The organism is Pandoraea faecigallinarum, from assembly GCF_001029105.3.
Classification (GTDB): domain Bacteria; phylum Pseudomonadota; class Gammaproteobacteria; order Burkholderiales; family Burkholderiaceae; genus Pandoraea; species Pandoraea faecigallinarum.
In genome coordinates this window covers 4,833,051-4,849,692 of sequence record NZ_CP011807.3, presented here as the reverse complement: position 1 = coordinate 4,849,692, position 16,642 = coordinate 4,833,051, and the positions used below count along the sequence as shown (strand labels likewise).

Annotated in this window: 19 protein-coding genes; 17 read left to right on the top strand and 2 right to left on the bottom strand. The window is 60.5% G+C overall.

From position 1 onward, the window contains the following. The first annotated feature begins 1 nt into the window (after position 1). From rpsE to dsbD, 13 genes are all read left to right on the top strand, one after another. Positions 2 to 520 carry a 30S ribosomal protein S5 gene (rpsE, locus tag AB870_RS21320; protein ID WP_039393711.1) on the top strand — a complete coding sequence of 173 codons (519 nt, stop codon included), beginning with the start codon at positions 2 to 4 and terminating at the stop codon, positions 518 to 520. Positions 521 to 531: 11 nt separating this feature from the next. Further along, the gene (gene rpmD / locus AB870_RS21315; protein WP_010804119.1) at positions 532 to 714 is read left to right on the top strand and encodes a 50S ribosomal protein L30; all 183 of its coding nucleotides are present in this window, start codon (positions 532 to 534) and stop codon (positions 712 to 714) included. Positions 715 to 725: 11 nt separating this feature from the next. Continuing rightward, positions 726 to 1,160, top strand: coding sequence for a 50S ribosomal protein L15 (gene rplO, locus AB870_RS21310; protein WP_039393709.1), 435 nt, complete (start codon positions 726 to 728; stop codon positions 1,158 to 1,160). A gap of 23 nt (positions 1,161 to 1,183) precedes the next feature. Next, positions 1,184 to 2,521, top strand: a complete 1,338-nt coding sequence (secY, locus tag AB870_RS21305) for a preprotein translocase subunit SecY (protein WP_047906204.1) — start codon at positions 1,184 to 1,186, stop codon at positions 2,519 to 2,521. Positions 2,522 to 2,530: 9 nt separating this feature from the next. Then, on the top strand, positions 2,531 to 2,749 hold the full coding sequence (infA, locus tag AB870_RS21300; protein ID WP_010804116.1) for a translation initiation factor IF-1: 219 nt from the start codon (positions 2,531 to 2,533) through the stop codon (positions 2,747 to 2,749). A 19-nt stretch (positions 2,750 to 2,768) separates the two neighbouring features. Next, positions 2,769 to 2,885 carry a 50S ribosomal protein L36 gene (gene rpmJ / locus AB870_RS21295; protein ID WP_010804115.1) on the top strand — a complete coding sequence of 39 codons (117 nt, stop codon included), beginning with the start codon at positions 2,769 to 2,771 and terminating at the stop codon, positions 2,883 to 2,885. Between the two features lie 35 nt (positions 2,886 to 2,920). Continuing rightward, on the top strand, positions 2,921 to 3,286 hold the full coding sequence (gene rpsM, locus AB870_RS21290; RefSeq protein WP_044457325.1) for a 30S ribosomal protein S13: 366 nt from the start codon (positions 2,921 to 2,923) through the stop codon (positions 3,284 to 3,286). A gap of 17 nt (positions 3,287 to 3,303) precedes the next feature. After that, entirely contained in the window at positions 3,304 to 3,708 is a 405-nt protein-coding gene (gene rpsK / locus AB870_RS21285) for a 30S ribosomal protein S11 (RefSeq protein ID WP_010804113.1), read from the top strand. Between the two features lie 151 nt (positions 3,709 to 3,859). Next, a complete protein-coding gene (gene rpsD, locus AB870_RS21280) occupies positions 3,860 to 4,483 on the top strand; it encodes a 30S ribosomal protein S4 (RefSeq protein WP_044457324.1) in 624 nt (207 codons plus the stop codon). Between the two features lie 105 nt (positions 4,484 to 4,588). Further along, complete coding sequence (locus AB870_RS21275) at positions 4,589 to 5,566, top strand: DNA-directed RNA polymerase subunit alpha (RefSeq protein ID WP_047906203.1); 978 nt, start codon at positions 4,589 to 4,591, stop codon at positions 5,564 to 5,566. A 155-nt stretch (positions 5,567 to 5,721) separates the two neighbouring features. Beyond that, positions 5,722 to 6,114 carry a 50S ribosomal protein L17 gene (gene rplQ, locus AB870_RS21270; protein ID WP_039393695.1) on the top strand — a complete coding sequence of 131 codons (393 nt, stop codon included), beginning with the start codon at positions 5,722 to 5,724 and terminating at the stop codon, positions 6,112 to 6,114. A gap of 191 nt (positions 6,115 to 6,305) precedes the next feature. Further along, complete coding sequence (gene cutA, locus AB870_RS21265) at positions 6,306 to 6,638, top strand: divalent-cation tolerance protein CutA (RefSeq protein ID WP_047906202.1); 333 nt, start codon at positions 6,306 to 6,308, stop codon at positions 6,636 to 6,638. Next, positions 6,631 to 8,616: a protein-disulfide reductase DsbD gene (gene dsbD / locus AB870_RS21260; protein ID WP_237170005.1), complete on the top strand. Its 1,986-nt coding sequence runs from the start codon at positions 6,631 to 6,633 to the stop codon at positions 8,614 to 8,616. The genes cutA and dsbD overlap by 8 nt, the downstream gene beginning before the upstream one ends. 19 nt (positions 8,617 to 8,635) lie before the next feature. Here dsbD and hemB read toward each other — a convergent pair whose 3' ends face one another. Both hemB and yihA read right to left on the bottom strand, forming a co-directional pair. After that, on the bottom strand, positions 8,636 to 9,634 hold the full coding sequence (gene hemB, locus AB870_RS21255; RefSeq protein WP_047906201.1) for a porphobilinogen synthase: 999 nt from the start codon (positions 9,632 to 9,634) through the stop codon (positions 8,636 to 8,638). 612 nt (positions 9,635 to 10,246) lie between these two features. Next, positions 10,247 to 10,915, bottom strand: coding sequence for a ribosome biogenesis GTP-binding protein YihA/YsxC (yihA, locus tag AB870_RS21250; protein ID WP_047906200.1), 669 nt, complete (start codon positions 10,913 to 10,915; stop codon positions 10,247 to 10,249). Between the two features lie 297 nt (positions 10,916 to 11,212). Between yihA and AB870_RS21245 the strand changes: the two genes are divergently transcribed. From AB870_RS21245 to msrP, 4 genes are all read left to right on the top strand, one after another. Beyond that, entirely contained in the window at positions 11,213 to 11,869 is a 657-nt protein-coding gene (locus AB870_RS21245; RefSeq protein WP_047906199.1) for a c-type cytochrome, read from the top strand. A 175-nt stretch (positions 11,870 to 12,044) separates the two neighbouring features. Continuing rightward, on the top strand, positions 12,045 to 14,180 hold the full coding sequence (locus AB870_RS21240) for a cytochrome c biogenesis protein ResB (RefSeq protein ID WP_047906198.1): 2,136 nt from the start codon (positions 12,045 to 12,047) through the stop codon (positions 14,178 to 14,180). Between the two features lie 11 nt (positions 14,181 to 14,191). Continuing rightward, the gene (ccsB, locus tag AB870_RS21235) at positions 14,192 to 15,376 is read left to right on the top strand and encodes a c-type cytochrome biogenesis protein CcsB (RefSeq protein ID WP_047906197.1); all 1,185 of its coding nucleotides are present in this window, start codon (positions 14,192 to 14,194) and stop codon (positions 15,374 to 15,376) included. 226 nt (positions 15,377 to 15,602) lie between these two features. After that, on the top strand, positions 15,603 to 16,598 hold the full coding sequence (msrP, locus tag AB870_RS21230) for a protein-methionine-sulfoxide reductase catalytic subunit MsrP (RefSeq protein ID WP_047906196.1): 996 nt from the start codon (positions 15,603 to 15,605) through the stop codon (positions 16,596 to 16,598). Positions 16,599 to 16,642 lie beyond the last annotated feature (44 nt).

Sequence of the window (16,642 nt, the reverse complement as noted above, 5' to 3'; positions counted from 1 at the left end):
CATGGCAAAGATGCAAGCGAAAGTTCAGGCTGACGAACGCGACGACGGCCTTCGCGAGAAGATGATCGCGGTCAACCGTGTCACGAAGGTTGTGAAGGGTGGCCGTATTCTCGGTTTTGCCGCGTTGACCGTGGTTGGTGACGGCGATGGCCGCATCGGCATGGGCAAGGGCAAGGCGAAGGAAGTCCCGGTTGCCGTTCAAAAGGCAATGGAACAAGCCCGCCGCAACATGTTCAAGGTTGCTCTGAAGAACGGCACCCTTCAACACAACGTTCTCGGCCAGCACGGCGCCTCGCGCGTCCTGATGTCGCCGGCGAAGGACGGTACCGGTGTGATCGCCGGTGGCCCGATGCGCGCGGTGTTCGAGGTGATGGGCGTGACCAACGTGGTGACGAAGAGCCTTGGCTCGACGAACCCGTACAACCTGGTCCGCGCCACGCTCGACGGCCTGAAGAAACAATCGACTCCTGCTGACATCGCCGCTAAGCGTGGCAAGTCGGTGGAAGAGATCCTCGGCTAAGGGTGATCAATATGTCGCAGCAAACTGTGAAAGTTAAGCTGGTCAAGAGCCTGATCGGTACGCGCGAAGAACATCGCGCCACCGTCAAGGGTCTGGGCCTGCGTCGCCTCAATTCGGTCAGCGAGTTGCAGGATACGCCCGCTGTGCGGGGCATGATCAACAAGGTCTCGTACCTTGTGAAGATCGTCGACTGAGCGAGGGCAAAATGGAATTGAATTCGATTAAGCCGGCAGAAGGCGCCAAGCACGCCAAGCGCCGCGTCGGCCGTGGCATCGGCTCGGGTCTGGGTAAAACCGCCGGCCGTGGTCACAAGGGGCAGAAGTCGCGTTCGGGTGGCTTCCACAAGGTGGGCTTCGAAGGCGGTCAAATGCCGCTGCAACGTCGACTGCCCAAGCGTGGCTTCAAGTCGCTGACGCGCCGTTTCGTGGGCGAAGTTCGCCTGTCGGACCTGAACAACCTGCCGGTCGACGAAATCGATCTGCTGGTTCTGAAGCAGGCCGGTCTGGTGAGCGAACTGTCGCTGTCGGCCAAGATCATCGCCGCAGGCGAGATCACCCGCAAGGTCGTTGTGAAGGGTCTGGGTGTCACCAAGGGTGCGCTCACGGCAATTCAGGCGGCTGGCGGTTCGGTCGCTGAGTAAGTTAGGACACCCCGGAGCCATCATTGGCCAAGTCTCCTAATCTCGCTAAGCCTGGTACGCAGGGCCCGAAGTATGCGGATCTGCGCCGGCGGCTGGTTTTCCTGCTGCTGGCGTTGATCGTCTACCGTATTGGTGCGCATATCCCGGTGCCGGGCATCGACCCCGATCAGCTGGCGCAGTTGTTCCAGCGCCAGTCGGGCGGGATCCTGGGCATGTTCAACATGTTCTCTGGCGGTGCGTTGTCGCGTTTCACGATCTTCGCGCTGGGGATCATGCCGTACATTTCGGCGTCGATCATCATGCAGTTGTTGGCGATGGTTTCGCCGCAATTGGAAGCATTGCGTAAGGAAGGTCAGGCCGGACAACGCAAGATCACGCAGTACACCCGGTATTTCACGGTGGTACTTGCGCTCTTCCAGGCAGCTGCGATTGCGGTGACGTTGGAGAGCGAGCCGGGGCTCGTCGTCGATCCGGGCATGTGGTTCCGCCTGACGACGGTGATCACGCTCGTGACCGGCACGATGTTCCTGATGTGGCTGGGTGAACAGATCACCGAACGCGGCCTCGGTAACGGTATCTCGATCATCATTTTCGGTGGTATCGCGGCCGGTTTGCCGAACGCTGTGGGTGGCTTGTTCGAGCTAGTCAGCACCGGTTCGATCGGTCCGTTCTCGGCGATCGTGATCTGTGTTCTGGTGGTGCTCGTAACGTTCTTCGTCGTGTTCGTCGAGCGGGGTCAGCGCAAGATCCTTGTGAACTACGCCAAGCGTCAGGTCGGCAACAAGGTGTACGGCGGCCAGGCTTCGCACCTGCCGCTCAAGCTGAACATGGCAGGCGTGATTCCGCCGATCTTTGCATCGTCGATCATTCTGTTCCCGGCAACGATCGCGAATTGGTTCGGCGCGGGGGATAACGCGCGCTGGCTCAAGGATATCGCGGCGAAGTTGTCGCCGGGGCAGCCGATCTACGTGATGCTCTACGCACTGGCGATCGTGTTCTTCTGCTTCTTCTACACCGCACTGGTGTTCAACAGCAAGGAGACCGCCGAGAACCTGAAGAAGAGCGGAGCGTTTGTCCCGGGGATTCGTCCGGGCGACCAGACGGCGCGGTATATCGACAAGATCCTGACGCGTCTCACACTGGCCGGCGCAGCTTATGTCACCTTGGTGTGTTTGCTGCCTGAGTTCCTGGTGCTGCGTTGGAATGTCCCGTTCTACTTCGGTGGAACCTCACTGCTGATTATCGTGGTGGTGACGATGGACTTCATGGCGCAAGTGCAGTCGTATGTGATGTCGCAACAATATGAGTCGCTGCTCCGTAAGGCGAATTTCAAGGGCGGCAATAACATGACGCTTCGCTGATCCTGGATCATGTCGAAAGACGACGTTATTCAAATGCAGGGTGAGGTCCTTGAAAACCTCCCCAATGCCACCTTCCGGGTAAAGCTGGAAAATGGCCATGTAGTACTCGGACATATTTCCGGCAAGATGCGGATGCACTACATTCGCATCCTTCCCGGAGATAAGGTGACGGTAGAGTTGACGCCCTACGATCTGTCGCGTGCGCGGATCGTCTTCCGGGCGAAGTGATTAGAGAGAGGGAATTGTCATGAAAGTTTTGGCATCTGTTAAGTGCATCTGCCGCAATTGCAAGTTTGTGAAGCGCAAAGGCGTGCTGCGCGTGATCTGCAGTTCGGATCCGCGCCACAAGCAACGTCAGGGCTAATCGGCCTTTAACGCTATTTAGTTGGGGAATTACGAATGGCTCGTATCGCAGGGGTTAACATCCCGAACCACCAGCACACCGCTATTGGCCTGACGGCTATTTACGGTGTCGGCCGCACGCGCGCTCGCCAGATTTGCGACGCCGCCGGCGTGGCGTACTCGAAGAAGGTCAAGGACCTCGACGACGCCGATCTCGAAAAGCTGCGTGACCAAGTGGGTCAACTGACGGTCGAAGGCGACCTGCGCCGTGAAGTGACCATGAGCATCAAGCGCCTGATGGACCTGGGCTGCTATCGTGGTATGCGTCACCGCAAGGGCTTGCCGCTTCGCGGTCAGCGTACCCGTACCAATGCGCGTACCCGTAAGGGTCCGCGTAAGGCCGGCGTCTCGCTGAAGAAGTAACCAGAGGATAGGAACTCATGGCTAAGCAACAGAACAACGCCGCTTCGCAGCGCGTTCGCAAGAAGGTCAAGAAGAGCGTTGCCGAAGGTGTCGTGCACGTCCACGCTTCGTTCAACAACACCATCATCACGATCACCGATCGTCAGGGCAATGCACTGGCATGGGCGACGTCGGGTGGCCAGGGCTTCAAGGGTTCGCGCAAGTCGACCCCCTTTGCTGCCCAGGTTGCTGCTGAGTCGGCCGGCCGTGTGGCACTGGAATATGGTGTGAAGAACCTCGAAGTTCGCATCAAGGGCCCGGGCCCGGGTCGCGAATCGGCGGTTCGTGCGCTGAATGCGTTGGGTATCAAGATCACGGCCATTTCGGACGTGACCCCGGTCCCGCACAACGGCTGCCGCCCGCCGAAGCGTCGTCGTATCTAAGACGCCTCAGAAAATCCTGCTATAATCGCGGGTTCGCGCACGGTCTCGGCCGTGCGCGTAGTAATTTCTAAGACCACCGTCCGGTACATTGGTACCGGACTTGCGTAGTGGACAAAGTTCGCTGCGTCAAATTTGAGATAAAGGAACAACCGTGGCACGTTATATCGGCCCGAAGGCCAAACTCTCCCGTCGTGAAGGTACTGACCTCTTTCTGAAGAGCGCACGTCGCTCGCTCGCCGACAAGTGCAAGCTGGATAGCAAGCCGGGTCAGCATGGCCGCACGTCGGGTGCTCGTACGTCGGACTACGGCAACCAACTGCGCGAAAAGCAGAAGGTCAAGCGTATCTACGGCGTGCTTGAGCGTCAGTTCCGTCGTTATTTCGCGGAAGCCGACCGCGTCAAGGGCAACACGGGTGAAAACCTGCTGCAATTGCTCGAGTCGCGCCTGGACAACGTCGTGTACCGCATGGGCTTCGGCTCGACGCGCGCTGAAGCGCGCCAACTCGTTGGCCACAAGGCAATTGTGGTGAACGGCGTCGTGTCGAACATCCCGTCGATCAAGGTCAAGGCCGGCGACGTGATCGCCGTGCGCGAAAAGGCCAAGAAGCAAGTGCGTATTCAAGAAGCACTGACGCTGGCTGAGCAAGTCGGTTTCCCGATCTGGGTTTCGGTTGACGCCAAGAAGATGGAAGGCACTTTCAAGGCACTGCCGGAACGTAGCGATATCGCGGGCGACATCAACGAAAGCCTGATCGTCGAATTGTATTCGCGTTAATCCGTATGATGCTGACGCGCCTCACGGCGCGTTTTGCGTTCCGTGCAGGTTGTCACCCATCAGCCTTATCGGTGTAACGAGCCGAGGGTATTGAAAAGGAAACCTATGCAAACCAGTTTGTTGAAGCCCAAGATTATTGCGGTTGAGCCGGTCGGTGAGCATCACGCCAAAGTCGTGATGGAGCCGTTCGAACGTGGCTACGGCCACACCTTGGGCAACGCGCTTCGCCGCGTGCTGCTGTCTTCGATGGTCGGCTATGCGCCGACCGAAGTGACGATCGCCGGCGTTGTGCATGAATATTCGACCATCGATGGTGTCCAGGAAGATGTTGTCAACTTCCTGTTGAACCTGAAGGGTGTCGTGTTCAAGCTGCATAACCGTGACGAAGTCACCGTTACGCTGCGCAAGGATGGTGAAGGTGTGGTGCGCGCTTCGGACATCGAAGTGCCGCATGATGTGGAACTGATCAACCCCGATCACGTGATCGCGCATCTGGCAAAGGGCGGCAAGCTCGATGTTCAGATCAAGATCGAAAAGGGTCGCGGTTATGTCCCGGGTAACGTGCGCCGTTACGGCGACGAGTCGGCCAAGGTGATCGGCCGTATCGTCCTCGATGCGTCGTTCTCGCCGGTCAAGCGTGTGAGCTATGCGGTCGAATCGGCCCGTGTGGAACAGCGTACGGACCTGGACAAACTCGTGATGAACATCGAAACCAACGGTGTTGTGTCGCCGGAAGAAGCGATCCGTCAATCGGCTCGCATCCTCGTCGACCAACTGTCGGTGTTCGCTGCGCTGGAAGGTACGGAAGCCACCAGCGAAGCGCCGTCGCGTGCGCCGCAGATCGATCCGATCCTGCTGCGTCCGGTGGACGATCTCGAGTTGACGGTGCGTTCGGCCAACTGCCTGAAGGCCGAAAACATCTACTACATCGGCGACCTGATCCAGCGTACCGAGAACGAATTGCTCAAGACCCCGAACCTGGGTCGCAAGTCGCTCAACGAGATCAAGGAAGTGCTTGCCTCGCGTGGTCTCACGCTCGGCATGAAGCTCGAGAACTGGCCGCCCGCCGGGCTCGAGAAGTAAGGTGTAATGACATGGCCGCCTTCGGGCGGCCGTGTTGCTACGTAAGTGCGGCGCGTCGGAAGTATCCGATACGGCCGAATGCGAAGGTACCGGCCCGCGGTGTCGATCACCGATAGAAGAGCTTGGTCGAAAACTCTGTTTAAAGGAAAGTTGAAATGCGTCACCGTCATGGTTTGCGTAAACTGAATCGTACCAGCAGCCACCGTCTGGCAATGCTGCGTAACATGTCGAACTCGCTGCTCCAGCACGAAGCCATCAAGACCACGCTGCCGAAAGCGAAGGAACTGCGCAAGGTCGTCGAGCCGCTCATCACGCTGGGCAAGAAGGACTCCGTTGCCAACCGTCGCCTGGCGTTCAACCGTCTACGTGACCGCGAAATGGTCACGAAGCTGTTCAACGAACTCGGCCCGCGTTTTGCCAACCGTCCGGGTGGCTACCTGCGTATCCTGAAGATGGGTTTCCGCGTGGGTGACAATGCACCGATGGCTTTCGTCGAACTGCTGGATCGTCCGGAAGTCGATACGGAAGCGCCGGAAGTCGCTGAGTAAGCGATTCGCGCAACGGTCTTTTCAAGGCCGTCAGCCGTAAAAAGAAGCCAGGTCGTCGACCTGGCTTTTTTTGTTTTGGGCGTTGTCCGAGCGAGGGTCGGCGTTGTCCGGAAAATGCGGGTCGCGCGTACAGATTTCGTTGTGTCGGTGTACAGTGAACAACCTCACGCTCGAACGGTCTACCGCACATCATGGATGCCCTTCTTATTGTCATGACGACGTTTCCCGACGAGGCCAGCGCCGAAACCGCGATCGACGGCATGCTGGCAGCTCGGCTGGCGGCATGCGTGCAACAGATGGCGCCGGTGCGCTCGAGCTACCGCTGGCAAGGCCAACGTGAGACGAGCGTGGAAGTGCCGCTCATGATCAAAACGACTGCGGCGCGCTACAGCGCATTGGAGCAGTACATTAAAGAACACCATCCTTACGATGTGCCGGAGATCGTTGCGTGGCCCGCCACCGCGGCATTACCTGCTTATGCGCGCTGGGTCGAGGATGAGACGCGGGGGCAACTGCATGTTTGACGTGAAAACGATGGTCGTACCGATGGTCGGCGTTGACGACCAACCGAGGCACGCCTTGATACGGCACCGCCTGTTGCGACTCTGGACGCTTGCGCTGTGGGCGTTGACGATCATGCTCGCGTTGGCGGTCGGACGCGCCTACGCGGCAGACGATTTCCTGGATCCCGATGTCGCCTTCAAGGTCTCGAAGACAGAGCAACCGGGTGCCGTGCTGCTGCGTTTCGAAGTGGCCAAAGGCTACTACCTCTATCGCGAGCGCTTCGCATTCACGACCGACAACCCTGCTGTCACGCTCGGCGCACCGGAGTTTCCCAAGGGGGAGGTCAAGCACGACGAAACGTTCGGCAGGGACATGGAGGTTTACCACGAGTCCATCGACGTCCGCATTCCCGTCGACAAGGCGAATGGTCCTTTCACGCTGAACGTCACGATGCAGGGCTGCGCCGACAAGGGACTTTGTTATCCGCCAATGGACAAGCCGCTGAAGATTTCCGCGGCGGCGGTCGGTGGCACCGGCGGTTCCGACACGGTGCAGATGGCCGGATCCGCCACCCAGGCATTGTTAGGCGGTGGCGGTACGAAACAGGCGAGCGGTTTCCCCGCAACGGGCGCGGTAACGACCGCCGCGACGGCACCGACCAATGCGGGGTGGCTGTCCGCCCGTGAAGATTACAGCGAAGCGGAGCGCATTCTCTCCGGTGGCAGCTTCGCGCTGGCGCTGGGAATCTTTTTCGTTCTGGGCCTCGGGCTGGCATTCACGCCGTGCGTGCTGCCGATGGTGCCGATTCTGCTGTCGATCGTGGCAGGTCAGGAAGCCAGTCGAGGTAAGGCTGTGCGCCTGGCGAGTGCCTATGTGCTCGGCATGGCCTTCGTCAACACGGTGATCGGCGTGGCGGCCGGATTGCTCGGACAAGGCTTGATCGCATTCCTGCAAGCGCCTTGGGTGCTCGTGTTGTTCGCGTTGCTGATGGTGGTTCTGTCGCTCTCGATGTTCGGCATGTACGAGATTCAGCTGCCCGCGGCACTGCGCGAACGTATCGACGCCGCCGCGCGCAAGCAGAAATCGGGGCAGTGGATCGGCGCTGCCATGATGGGAGTGCTTTCGGGACTCATTGTCAGTCCTTGCGTGACGGCGCCGTTGGCGGCTGCACTCGCTTTCATTGCAAAGACGGGAGATGCCGTGTTCGGCGGCGCGACGCTCTTTGCGCTTTCGTTGGGTATGGGCTTGCCGCTGGTGATTCTCGCCGGCGGTGGCGGCACATTGTTGCCGCGCGCGGGAGCGTGGATGGACGGGGTGAAGCGCTTCTTCGGTTTCTTGCTTCTCGGTGTGGCGCTGTGGATCGTCCGTCCGCTTCTGTCGACTCAGGTTCTCCTGCTCGGCTGGGGGGGGCTTCTGTTGGTTGCGGCCACCTTCATGCGCGTGTTCGACAGCCTGCCCGATGGCGCGAGCGGTGCACGTCGCCTGCTCAAGGGATTGGGGGTCGTGGTCGCGCTGTCGGGCGCCGTAGCGCTTGTCGGTGCCGCGGCCGGCGCCCGCGATCCCCTGACTCCGTTGGCCGGATTGTCGACGGTCGCATCTGGGAATGCGGCTACGGGGGCCCCGGTTGCCGAGGGCGTCAAATTCCAACGCGTTCGTAGTGTGGCGGAATTGGATCAGGTGGTTGCAACGGCAGGTCGTCCGGTCATGTTCGATTTCTATGCGGACTGGTGCATCAGTTGCAAGGAGATGGAGCGTTTCGTCTTTACCGATCCGCGCGTGAAAGCGCGTCTGGACCAGATGATACTCGTGCAGGCAGACGTCACGGCCAACAATGCCGACGATCAGGCCTTGCTCAAGCGTTTCGGGTTGTTCGGGCCGCCGGGAATCATCTTTTTCGATGGCAACGGCCAGGAAGTCGCAGGAACACGGGTCATTGGCGCGCAGTCGGCCGACCAGTTCCTGCGCAGTCTCGATAAGGCGTTCGGGCCGGCTACCTGAACTGCCGACCCGCTGACCCTTACGCTTGCGCGCGGATCAGGCGCGCGGCATCGACCGCAAAGTACGTGAGGATGCCGTCGGCCCCGGCGCGCTTGAATGCGAGCAGGGACTCCATCATCACCTTGTCGTGATCAAGCCAGCCGTTCTGGGCCGCGGCCTTGAGCATCGCGTATTCACCGCTTACCTGATAGGCGTAAGTCGGGAAACGGAACTCGTCTTTCACTCGGCGCACGATGTCGAGATACGGCATGCCCGGTTTGACCATGACCATGTCCGCGCCTTCTTCGATATCGAGCGCCACTTCGCGCAATGCCTCGTCCGAATTGGCCGGATCCATCTGATACGTCATCTTGTTGCCCTTGCCCAGGTTCGCTGCCGAGCCGACGGCGTCCCGGAACGGGCCATAGAATGCCGACGCGTATTTGGCGGCATACGCCATGATGCGCGTATGGATGTGACTGTCGGCTTCCAGCGCTTCGCGGATGGCGCCGATGCGGCCGTCCATCATGTCGGAGGGGGCGACGATGTCCACGCCGGCTTCTGCCTGCGTGAGGGCCTGCTGCACCAGGATACGGGTCGTTACGTCGTTGATGACGTAACCGTTCTCGTCGAGTACGCCGTCCTGACCGTGGCTCGTATAGGGGTCGAGCGCGACATCCGTGAGCACGCCGAGGTCGGGGAAGTTGCGTTTGAGTTCGCGAACGGCGCGCGGGATAAGACCGTCGGGGTTCGTCGCTTCGATACCGTCCGGCGTCTTGAGCGACGCCTCGATGTTCGGGAACAGCGAGATGACCGGAATGCCGAGGGTGACACACGTGTCGGCGACACGCATCAGTTCGTCGACAGAGACGCGCTCGGCACCCGGCATCGAGTCGACGGCCTCACGGCGCTTTTCACCGTCGAGCACGAACACCGGATAAATGAGATCGTCGCAGGTCAGGTGGTTTTCGCGCATCAGACGGCGCGAGAAGTCGTCGCGTCGCATGCGGCGCGGGCGAAGCAGGGGGTAGGAGCTCATGCGATCAGTCCTTTGGACGAAGAATGGCGCGTCGGAAATTTCCACGAATTCGTCGTTTCGACGTGTCCCGAAATCGGCGATGTCGTTGCGGATGGCTCAACGATCCCGTAAGAGGGAAGGCGCGCAAAAAAGGGCGCTTGCCGGGAAACTTTCGAACGCATGGTATATCATACCAACCGGATGTTCGCACTGCGTGTGACGTCCCCCGCTTCTCCTCCCTGAGCGGGCGCCTGTCGTTCTACGATAAGGCTTATTTAAACCCGCCGTGCCTACACGGCGGTTTTTTTATGTTCGCTCAATCTGTGATGGGAACATCCCGGTAACGTCCCGGATCGTCACGCTTACCGGCGAGTTTCGGGGCGCATCGTCCATTCGGCCGATGGGAATGAGACCTCCCGCCACATCGCTGTCATCTCATGACAAGTCCTCGACGTGCGACCTACCCTGGCGCGACGATTTGTCGCGCCAGGCGGGTTCGACGAGGGGCTACCTTAGGAAACTGGCGATCTGACCGAAAAGCGTGTTTAAAACGCAAGGCGGAATTTCGTGGGCAGCGCTTTCGGAGCGATCAACCGCCGTCGGCAACTGCACTGGCGTCGGGCGGAAGCCGATTTACTTCCTGGCGGATTCGCGCGCCGGAATCGCGAGCCAGTCTTCGAGCACGCGTTGTGCGCCATCGACACCGGTCCGCTTGAGAGATGAAAACAGTTGTGCCGTGTATTGGGGCGCGACGGTGGGATCGTCGGACGGCAGTCCATCGGTGCGCGGCAGCGCGGCCAGACGCTTTTGCGTCTCGCGCAGCACGTTCGTGGATTCCTGGCGCGTAAGCTTGTCTGCCTTGGTCAATAGCGCATGAATGGGGCGTCCGGTCGGCATGAACCAGTCGATCAGCTCGCAATCGAGTTCGGTGAACGGACGACGTGAATCCATCACGAGCACCAGCCCGCGCAGTTGCGGACGTTGGACCAGATAGTCGCCAACCAACTGTTGCCAGTGCACCTTCACGCCGCCGCCGACCTCGGCATAGCCATAGCCCGGCAAGTCGACGAGGTAGCCGTACAAATGCTCCAGATGGGCGATCTCGAAGTAGTTGATGTGCTGCGTGCGGCCCGGCGTCTTGCTCGAGAAGGCCAGCCGCTTCTGGTTGCACAGGATGTTGAGCGCGCTGGATTTGCCCGCGTTCGAGCGGCCCGCGAAGGCGACCTCGGGCACGGCCGTAGGCGGCAGGTCGCGCAGATGATTGACGGTCGTGAAGAAGCGGGCTTGATGAAGTAGGGACATGACGGAAACCGGGGGGCGCCGCAGCTCCGGGAATCGGGCCGCAACGCGGGCGCAGGCACGCAAAACGGTGAGTTGGCGACTCACCGGCGACAGGCCGGTAAGCCCCGCTCTGCGGCCTTCTACATGGAAATCCCCTAAAGCCGGGGAAAGTCTTTATTGTACAATATGAAAGTTAACCTTGGCCTCGCCAAGGCTTGCCCGAACGTCTCGCGCGCCGTGAGGTTGGAGGAGAAACACGGCGTCGGACGGCGAGTTCGAACGACCGATTTCCCGACAAAACAGATATAAGGTGTGCGAATGAACCGAGGAGTGTGGAAGTCTCTCGCTGCAACACCGTTGGCGCTGGCATGCTTTCTTCTGAGCGGTGCAGGACAAGCCGCCGAGGCCCAGACGCCCGCCAAACCGGACCTCGCCAGGGGGCAGGCCATTGCCAGTCAGGTCTGTGCTGCCTGCCATGCCGCAGATGGCAATAGTACCGGTGGGGCTTATCCGAAGTTAGCCGGCCAGCATTCCGAATATCTCTACAAGCAGCTCGTCGACTTCAAGGCGCAGCCCGGCAAGACCCCCGCACGCAACAATCCCATCATGGCCGGTATGGTTGCGGCATTGTCCGACCAGGACATGCGCAACGTGTCGGCCTTCTTTGCGTCTCAGACGGCCAAGCCGGGCGTGGCGCGCAACAAGGACACTGTCACGCTCGGTGAAAAGATCTATCGGGGTGGGATCGCCGAAAAGGGCGTGCCGGCATGCGCCGCGTGCCACGGCCCGACCGGAGCGGGCATGCCGTCGCAGTATCCGCGCCTGTCCGGGCAGTGGGCGGAGTACACCGCAGCCCAGCTCGTGGCATTCCGTGACGAGGCACGCGGCAACAATGCGCCGATGCACACGATCGGCGGGCGGCTGTCCGACAAGGAAATCAAGGCCGTCGCAGATTACGTCGCCGGTTTGCGTTGATGGTGACGATCGGGAGCCCTGCCCTGACACCATGTGAACGTCAGGGTATATTCGCTGACTTATAACGAAACCAGCTGCGGCGCCGCGGGGCGCCCGGATCGAACTGGTTTAGCATACACAGGGTGGCGGGCGCGTGAGACACGCGTCCCCGCCCTTTTTTGTTGTTGGAAACAGGATGAGCATCAGTACCTCGGGAATGCAGATCAAGGGAGCGCAACGATGGGTGCGCGACGGCGTCGAGCTTGTCAGTTCGATGCGCTTCGCCATCAGTTTGCTCTCCGTGCTCGCGATCGCCAGCATCGTCGGCACCGTGCTCAAGCAGGGCGACCCATACCCCAATTACGTCAATCAGTTCGGTCCGTTCTGGGCCGACATTTTCCGCTCGCTCGGCCTGTACACCGTCTATAGCTCGTGGTGGTTCCTGCTGATCCTCTTCTTCCTGATGGCGTCGACGACGCTATGCATCGTGCGCAACGCGCCGAAGATGATCGCGGACATTCGCAGTTGGCGCGATCACGTGCGTGAAGGCAGCCTGCGAGCATTCGGCCACAAAGCCGAGTACATAGGCCCGGCGCCGCGGGCCGAATTGCTGGAACGCCTGACCGGCTACCTCGGGCATCGTGGTTACCGCTTCGTCGTGCGCGATCGCGAAGGCGCAACGCTGGTTGCCGCCAAGGCAGGCGCCATCAACAAGATCGGCTACATCTTCGCGCACAGCGCAATCGTCATCATCTGTCTGGGCGGCCTGGTGGATAGCGATCTGCTGATTCGCGTCCAGATGGCGCTCTTCGGCAAGTCGCCGCTGCAAGGCAATGCCGTAATCGCACAGATTCCCGAGACGCACCGCTTGTCACCCAACAATCCCGCGTTCCGCGGCTACGCATTCGTGCCCGAAGGTGGCAAGTCGACTACGGCGATTCTGAATTTTCAGGACGGCTCAGTCGTACAGGATCTGCCGTTCTCCATCGAGTTGAAGAAATTCCACGTCGACTATTACTCGACGGGCATGCCCAAGCTGTTCGCGAGCGATATCGTCGTTACCGACCCCGAAACCGGCAAAACGATGGATGCCACGGTGAAGGTCAACGAGCCATTCATATACAAGGGCGTGGCGATCTATCAATCGAGCTTCGAAGACGGCGGAAGCAAGCTCAAGCTGACGGGGTACCCGATGCGCGGTGCAACGGACCGCACCTTCGCGTTCTCCGGCGACATCGGCGGTTCGACGCAATTGCGCGGTGTCGCAGCGGGCAAGGACGAGTACACGGTGGAGTTCAGTGACTTCCGCGCCATCAACGTGGAGAACATCAGCAATGGCGGCGGCGAGCGCGACGTACGCGGCGTCGCCCGCAAGTCGTTGCGCGACGATCTGAGTGCGCAGTTGGGGTCCGGCGCGCGCACGGATCTGAGCAAGGACCTGCGTAACGTCGGTCCGTCGGTCCAGTACAAGGTGCGCGATCGCAGCGGGCAGGCGAAGGAGTACCGCAACTACATGCTGCCGATTCTGGTGGAAGACGGCGAACGCGTATTCATGACGGGCGTGCGCGACACGCCGGACGGCCCATTCCAATATCTGCGCATTCCGGCCGACGCCGATGGCTCAGTCAAACAGTGGATGCTGCTGCGCGCGGCCCTTCAGGACAACGGCGCGCGAGCCGAGGCCGCTCGCCGGTTTGCGGCGCAGTCGCTGCCGTCGCAGACGTCTGCCGACTTGCGTAGTCAATTGCAGGAAAGCGCCAAGCGCGAGCTCGACCTGTTCGCCGGGGCGATGCCGGCGAGCAAGAACGGGCATGCGACGGGCGGCTTGCAGGCGATTGCGGAGTTCGTGAACGAAAAGGTCCCGCAGGATCAGCAATCGAGTGCGGCGGACATGTTCCGTCGCATTCTGGACGGCACGATCTGGCAACTTTGGCAGGTTGCCCGCGAGCAGGCCGGACAGCCGGCGGTCGCACCCTCGCCCGAGACCGAGCGATTCGTGCACACGGCTACCAACGCGCTGTCCGACAACTTCCTGTACGACGCGCCGGTCTTCCTGCAGCTCGATTCGTTCGAACAGATTCAGGCCAGCGTCTTCCAGCTCACGCGCTCCCCGGGCAAGAAGATCGTGTATCTTGGCAGCTTGCTGCTCGTGTTGGGCATCTTCTCGATGTTCTACGTGCGTGAGCGGCGCTTGTGGCTGTGGGTCAAGGACACACCGGAAGGTGGCAGTTCGGTGTTGATGGCAGTGTCGACCACGCGTCGTACGCTGGATTTCGAGAAGGAATTCGCCCGCACGAAGGCGGAGATGGACGAGATCGTCACAAAACGATGAAGGTGAGAGACATGGAGTTATCCCAAGGCTATACAGAGGTCTCGTGGCTGCGACGCCGCAGCGTCGGCGACTGGCTGTTCGCACTGGCGCTGGCGATCGGCGCGGGCTTCGCGCTCAATCGCTACGGCCACTATATGGATTACTACGAGCACACGATTCTGGTGCTCGCGGTGCCGACCTTCGCGTTGCTAGGCTGGCATTGGCGCTCCGTGCGCTGGCTGATGGCGGGAATCGCGATTCTTGCGCTCTCCGGTATTGGCCTGTATCACCATGATCTTGCGCGTGCCGATCAGACATTTTTTCTCAAATATTTCCTGTCGAGTCAGTCCGCCATTCTGTGGATGAGCGCGCTGTTCTTCCTCTCGACACTGTTCTACTGGGGGGGGCTGCTTGCCCGCTCGCCGTTCGGTGCGAGTGTCGGTTCGTCGCTTTGCTGGGCGGCCGTGCTGCTTGGCTTCACCGGCATGATGGTGCGCTGGTACGAGTCGTATCTGGTCGGGGCGGACGTGGGCCACATTCCCATCTCCAATCTCTACGAAGTGTTCGTGCTGTTCTGCCTGATTACGGCGTTGTTCTATCTGTATTACGAACAGCGCTACGAAACGCGCTCGCTCGGACCGTTCGTGCTCCTCGTCATCAGCGCCGCGGTCGGCTTCAACCTCTGGTACAGCGTGGCGCGCAGTGCGTATGAAATTCAGCCGTTGGTGCCCGCGCTGCAAAGCTGGTGGATGAAGATTCACGTGCCCGCCAACTTCATCGGCTATGGCACGTTTGCGCTCGCCGCAATGGTCGCGGTCGCGTATTTGCTCAAGTCGGGCGAGAACAAGCGACTGGCGGCGAATGGCAAGCCGCTCGACAGCGGGTTCTTCTCGTCGCGTCTGCCGTCGCTCGAACTGCTCGACGACGTGATGTACAAGGCCATTGCCGTCGGTTTTGCCTTCTTCACGATCGCCACGATTCTCGGCGCATTGTGGGCGGCAGACGCCTGGGGTGGGTATTGGAGTTGGGACCCGAAGGAGACGTGGGCACTGATCGTCTGGTTGAACTATGCCGCCTGGCTGCACATGCGATTGATGAAGGGGCTGCGAGGCGTGGTTGCCGCGTGGTGGTCGCTCACCGGGCTGCTGATCACGACATTTGCCTTCCTCGGCGTGAACATGTTCCTCTCGGGGTTGCATAGCTACGGGCAACTCTGAGGCCCTGGACCCCCGTCCGACAAGGTCTTTAAAGCCGCCGTGCGCAAGTGCCGGCGGCTCTTTTCATCGTGTCGTATGATTTTTCGCATGGCGACTGCGGGAACGGTGCCATGGGAGTGTCAGCCCTGGCGGGCATCGGGAATATCGGGAGCGCAACGGTGACAACGTCGCAGGCACCGGCGACATTGGCGACTTTGATGAGGCAAGCAGGGCCGGAAGGAGCGTCATGAGTACGAAAAAATCGTGTCTGCGCGGGACGGATATCCCGGCCAGCAGCATCACGCCGCGTGACATAGCGATGGGCCGACGTCGCTTCTTACAGGCGTCAGGCATCGGATTGACGGGGCTTGGCGGTGCAGCGTTGGGCGTGTTTCCGTCCGGCGCCCAGGCGGCCGACAGTCCCGGCACCGGGCTCGCCAAGCTAACCGCCACGCGCAATACCCGTTACGTCGTGACGGACAAGCCGACCGACATCAAAGATGTCACCACCTACAACAATTTCTACGAGTTCGGCACCGACAAGTCGGACCCGGCCCGGCGGGCGGGTACGCTCAAGCCGCGTCCGTGGCAGGTGGCGATCGAGGGGGAGGTGAAACAGCCGAAAATCTACGATCTCGACGCCTTGCTCAAGCTCGCCCCGCTCGAAGAGCGCATCTACCGGCATCGCTGTGTGGAAGGCTGGTCGATGGTCATTCCGTGGGTCGGATACTCTCTGGCCGAGCTGATTCGGCAGGTGCAACCGACGGGCAATGCGAAGTACGTGGAGTTCGTCACGCTGGCCGATTCGAAGCAAATGCCGGGGCTGTCATACCCGGTGCTGAGTTGGCCGTATGTAGAGGGCTTGCGAATGGACGAAGCCATGCATCCGTTGTCGCTGCTGACGTTCGGTCTGTACGGCGAGGTTCTGCCGAATCAGAACGGAGCGCCGGTTCGCATGGTCGTGCCCTGGAAATACGGGTTCAAGAGTGCGAAGTCCATCGTGAAGATCCGTTTCGTCGAGAAAATGCCGCTGACGAGTTGGAATCGCGCCGCCTCGGACGAATACGGCTTCTACTCGAACGTGAATCCCGACGTCGATCATCCGCGCTGGAGCCAGGCGACCGAACGCCGTATTGGCGAGGGCGGCATATTCACACCCAAACGTAAAACGCTGATGTTCAACGGCTATGGTGAACAGGTGGCCAGTCTGTACCAGGGCATGGATTTGCGGAAGTTCTTCTGAGCCGACGCATCGTGCCTTCACCTCCCGCGCCGCCGTGTGCCGAA

What these genes read in the sequence shown, in the direction of transcription:
- dsbD (WP_237170005.1), top strand. Translation starts at nt 6,631, where the DNA reads ATGTTTGACGTGAAAACGATGGTCGTACCGATGGTCGGCGTTGACGAC.
- hemB (WP_047906201.1), bottom strand. Translation starts at nt 9,634, where the DNA reads ATGAGCTCCTACCCCCTGCTTCGCCCGCGCCGCATGCGACGCGACGAC.
- msrP (WP_047906196.1), top strand. Translation starts at nt 15,603, where the DNA reads ATGAGTACGAAAAAATCGTGTCTGCGCGGGACGGATATCCCGGCCAGC.
- cutA (WP_047906202.1), top strand. Translation starts at nt 6,306, where the DNA reads ATGGATGCCCTTCTTATTGTCATGACGACGTTTCCCGACGAGGCCAGC.
- rplQ (WP_039393695.1), top strand. Translation starts at nt 5,722, where the DNA reads ATGCGTCACCGTCATGGTTTGCGTAAACTGAATCGTACCAGCAGCCAC.
- rpmJ (WP_010804115.1), top strand. Translation starts at nt 2,769, where the DNA reads ATGAAAGTTTTGGCATCTGTTAAGTGCATCTGCCGCAATTGCAAGTTT.
- rpsM (WP_044457325.1), top strand. Translation starts at nt 2,921, where the DNA reads ATGGCTCGTATCGCAGGGGTTAACATCCCGAACCACCAGCACACCGCT.
- rpsK (WP_010804113.1), top strand. Translation starts at nt 3,304, where the DNA reads ATGGCTAAGCAACAGAACAACGCCGCTTCGCAGCGCGTTCGCAAGAAG.
- rpsE (WP_039393711.1), top strand. Translation starts at nt 2, where the DNA reads ATGGCAAAGATGCAAGCGAAAGTTCAGGCTGACGAACGCGACGACGGC.
- AB870_RS21245 (WP_047906199.1), top strand. Translation starts at nt 11,213, where the DNA reads ATGAACCGAGGAGTGTGGAAGTCTCTCGCTGCAACACCGTTGGCGCTG.
- yihA (WP_047906200.1), bottom strand. Translation starts at nt 10,915, where the DNA reads ATGTCCCTACTTCATCAAGCCCGCTTCTTCACGACCGTCAATCATCTG.
- ccsB (WP_047906197.1), top strand. Translation starts at nt 14,192, where the DNA reads ATGGAGTTATCCCAAGGCTATACAGAGGTCTCGTGGCTGCGACGCCGC.
- rplO (WP_039393709.1), top strand. Translation starts at nt 726, where the DNA reads ATGGAATTGAATTCGATTAAGCCGGCAGAAGGCGCCAAGCACGCCAAG.
- AB870_RS21275 (WP_047906203.1), top strand. Translation starts at nt 4,589, where the DNA reads ATGCAAACCAGTTTGTTGAAGCCCAAGATTATTGCGGTTGAGCCGGTC.
- rpmD (WP_010804119.1), top strand. Translation starts at nt 532, where the DNA reads ATGTCGCAGCAAACTGTGAAAGTTAAGCTGGTCAAGAGCCTGATCGGT.
- infA (WP_010804116.1), top strand. Translation starts at nt 2,531, where the DNA reads ATGTCGAAAGACGACGTTATTCAAATGCAGGGTGAGGTCCTTGAAAAC.
- AB870_RS21240 (WP_047906198.1), top strand. Translation starts at nt 12,045, where the DNA reads ATGAGCATCAGTACCTCGGGAATGCAGATCAAGGGAGCGCAACGATGG.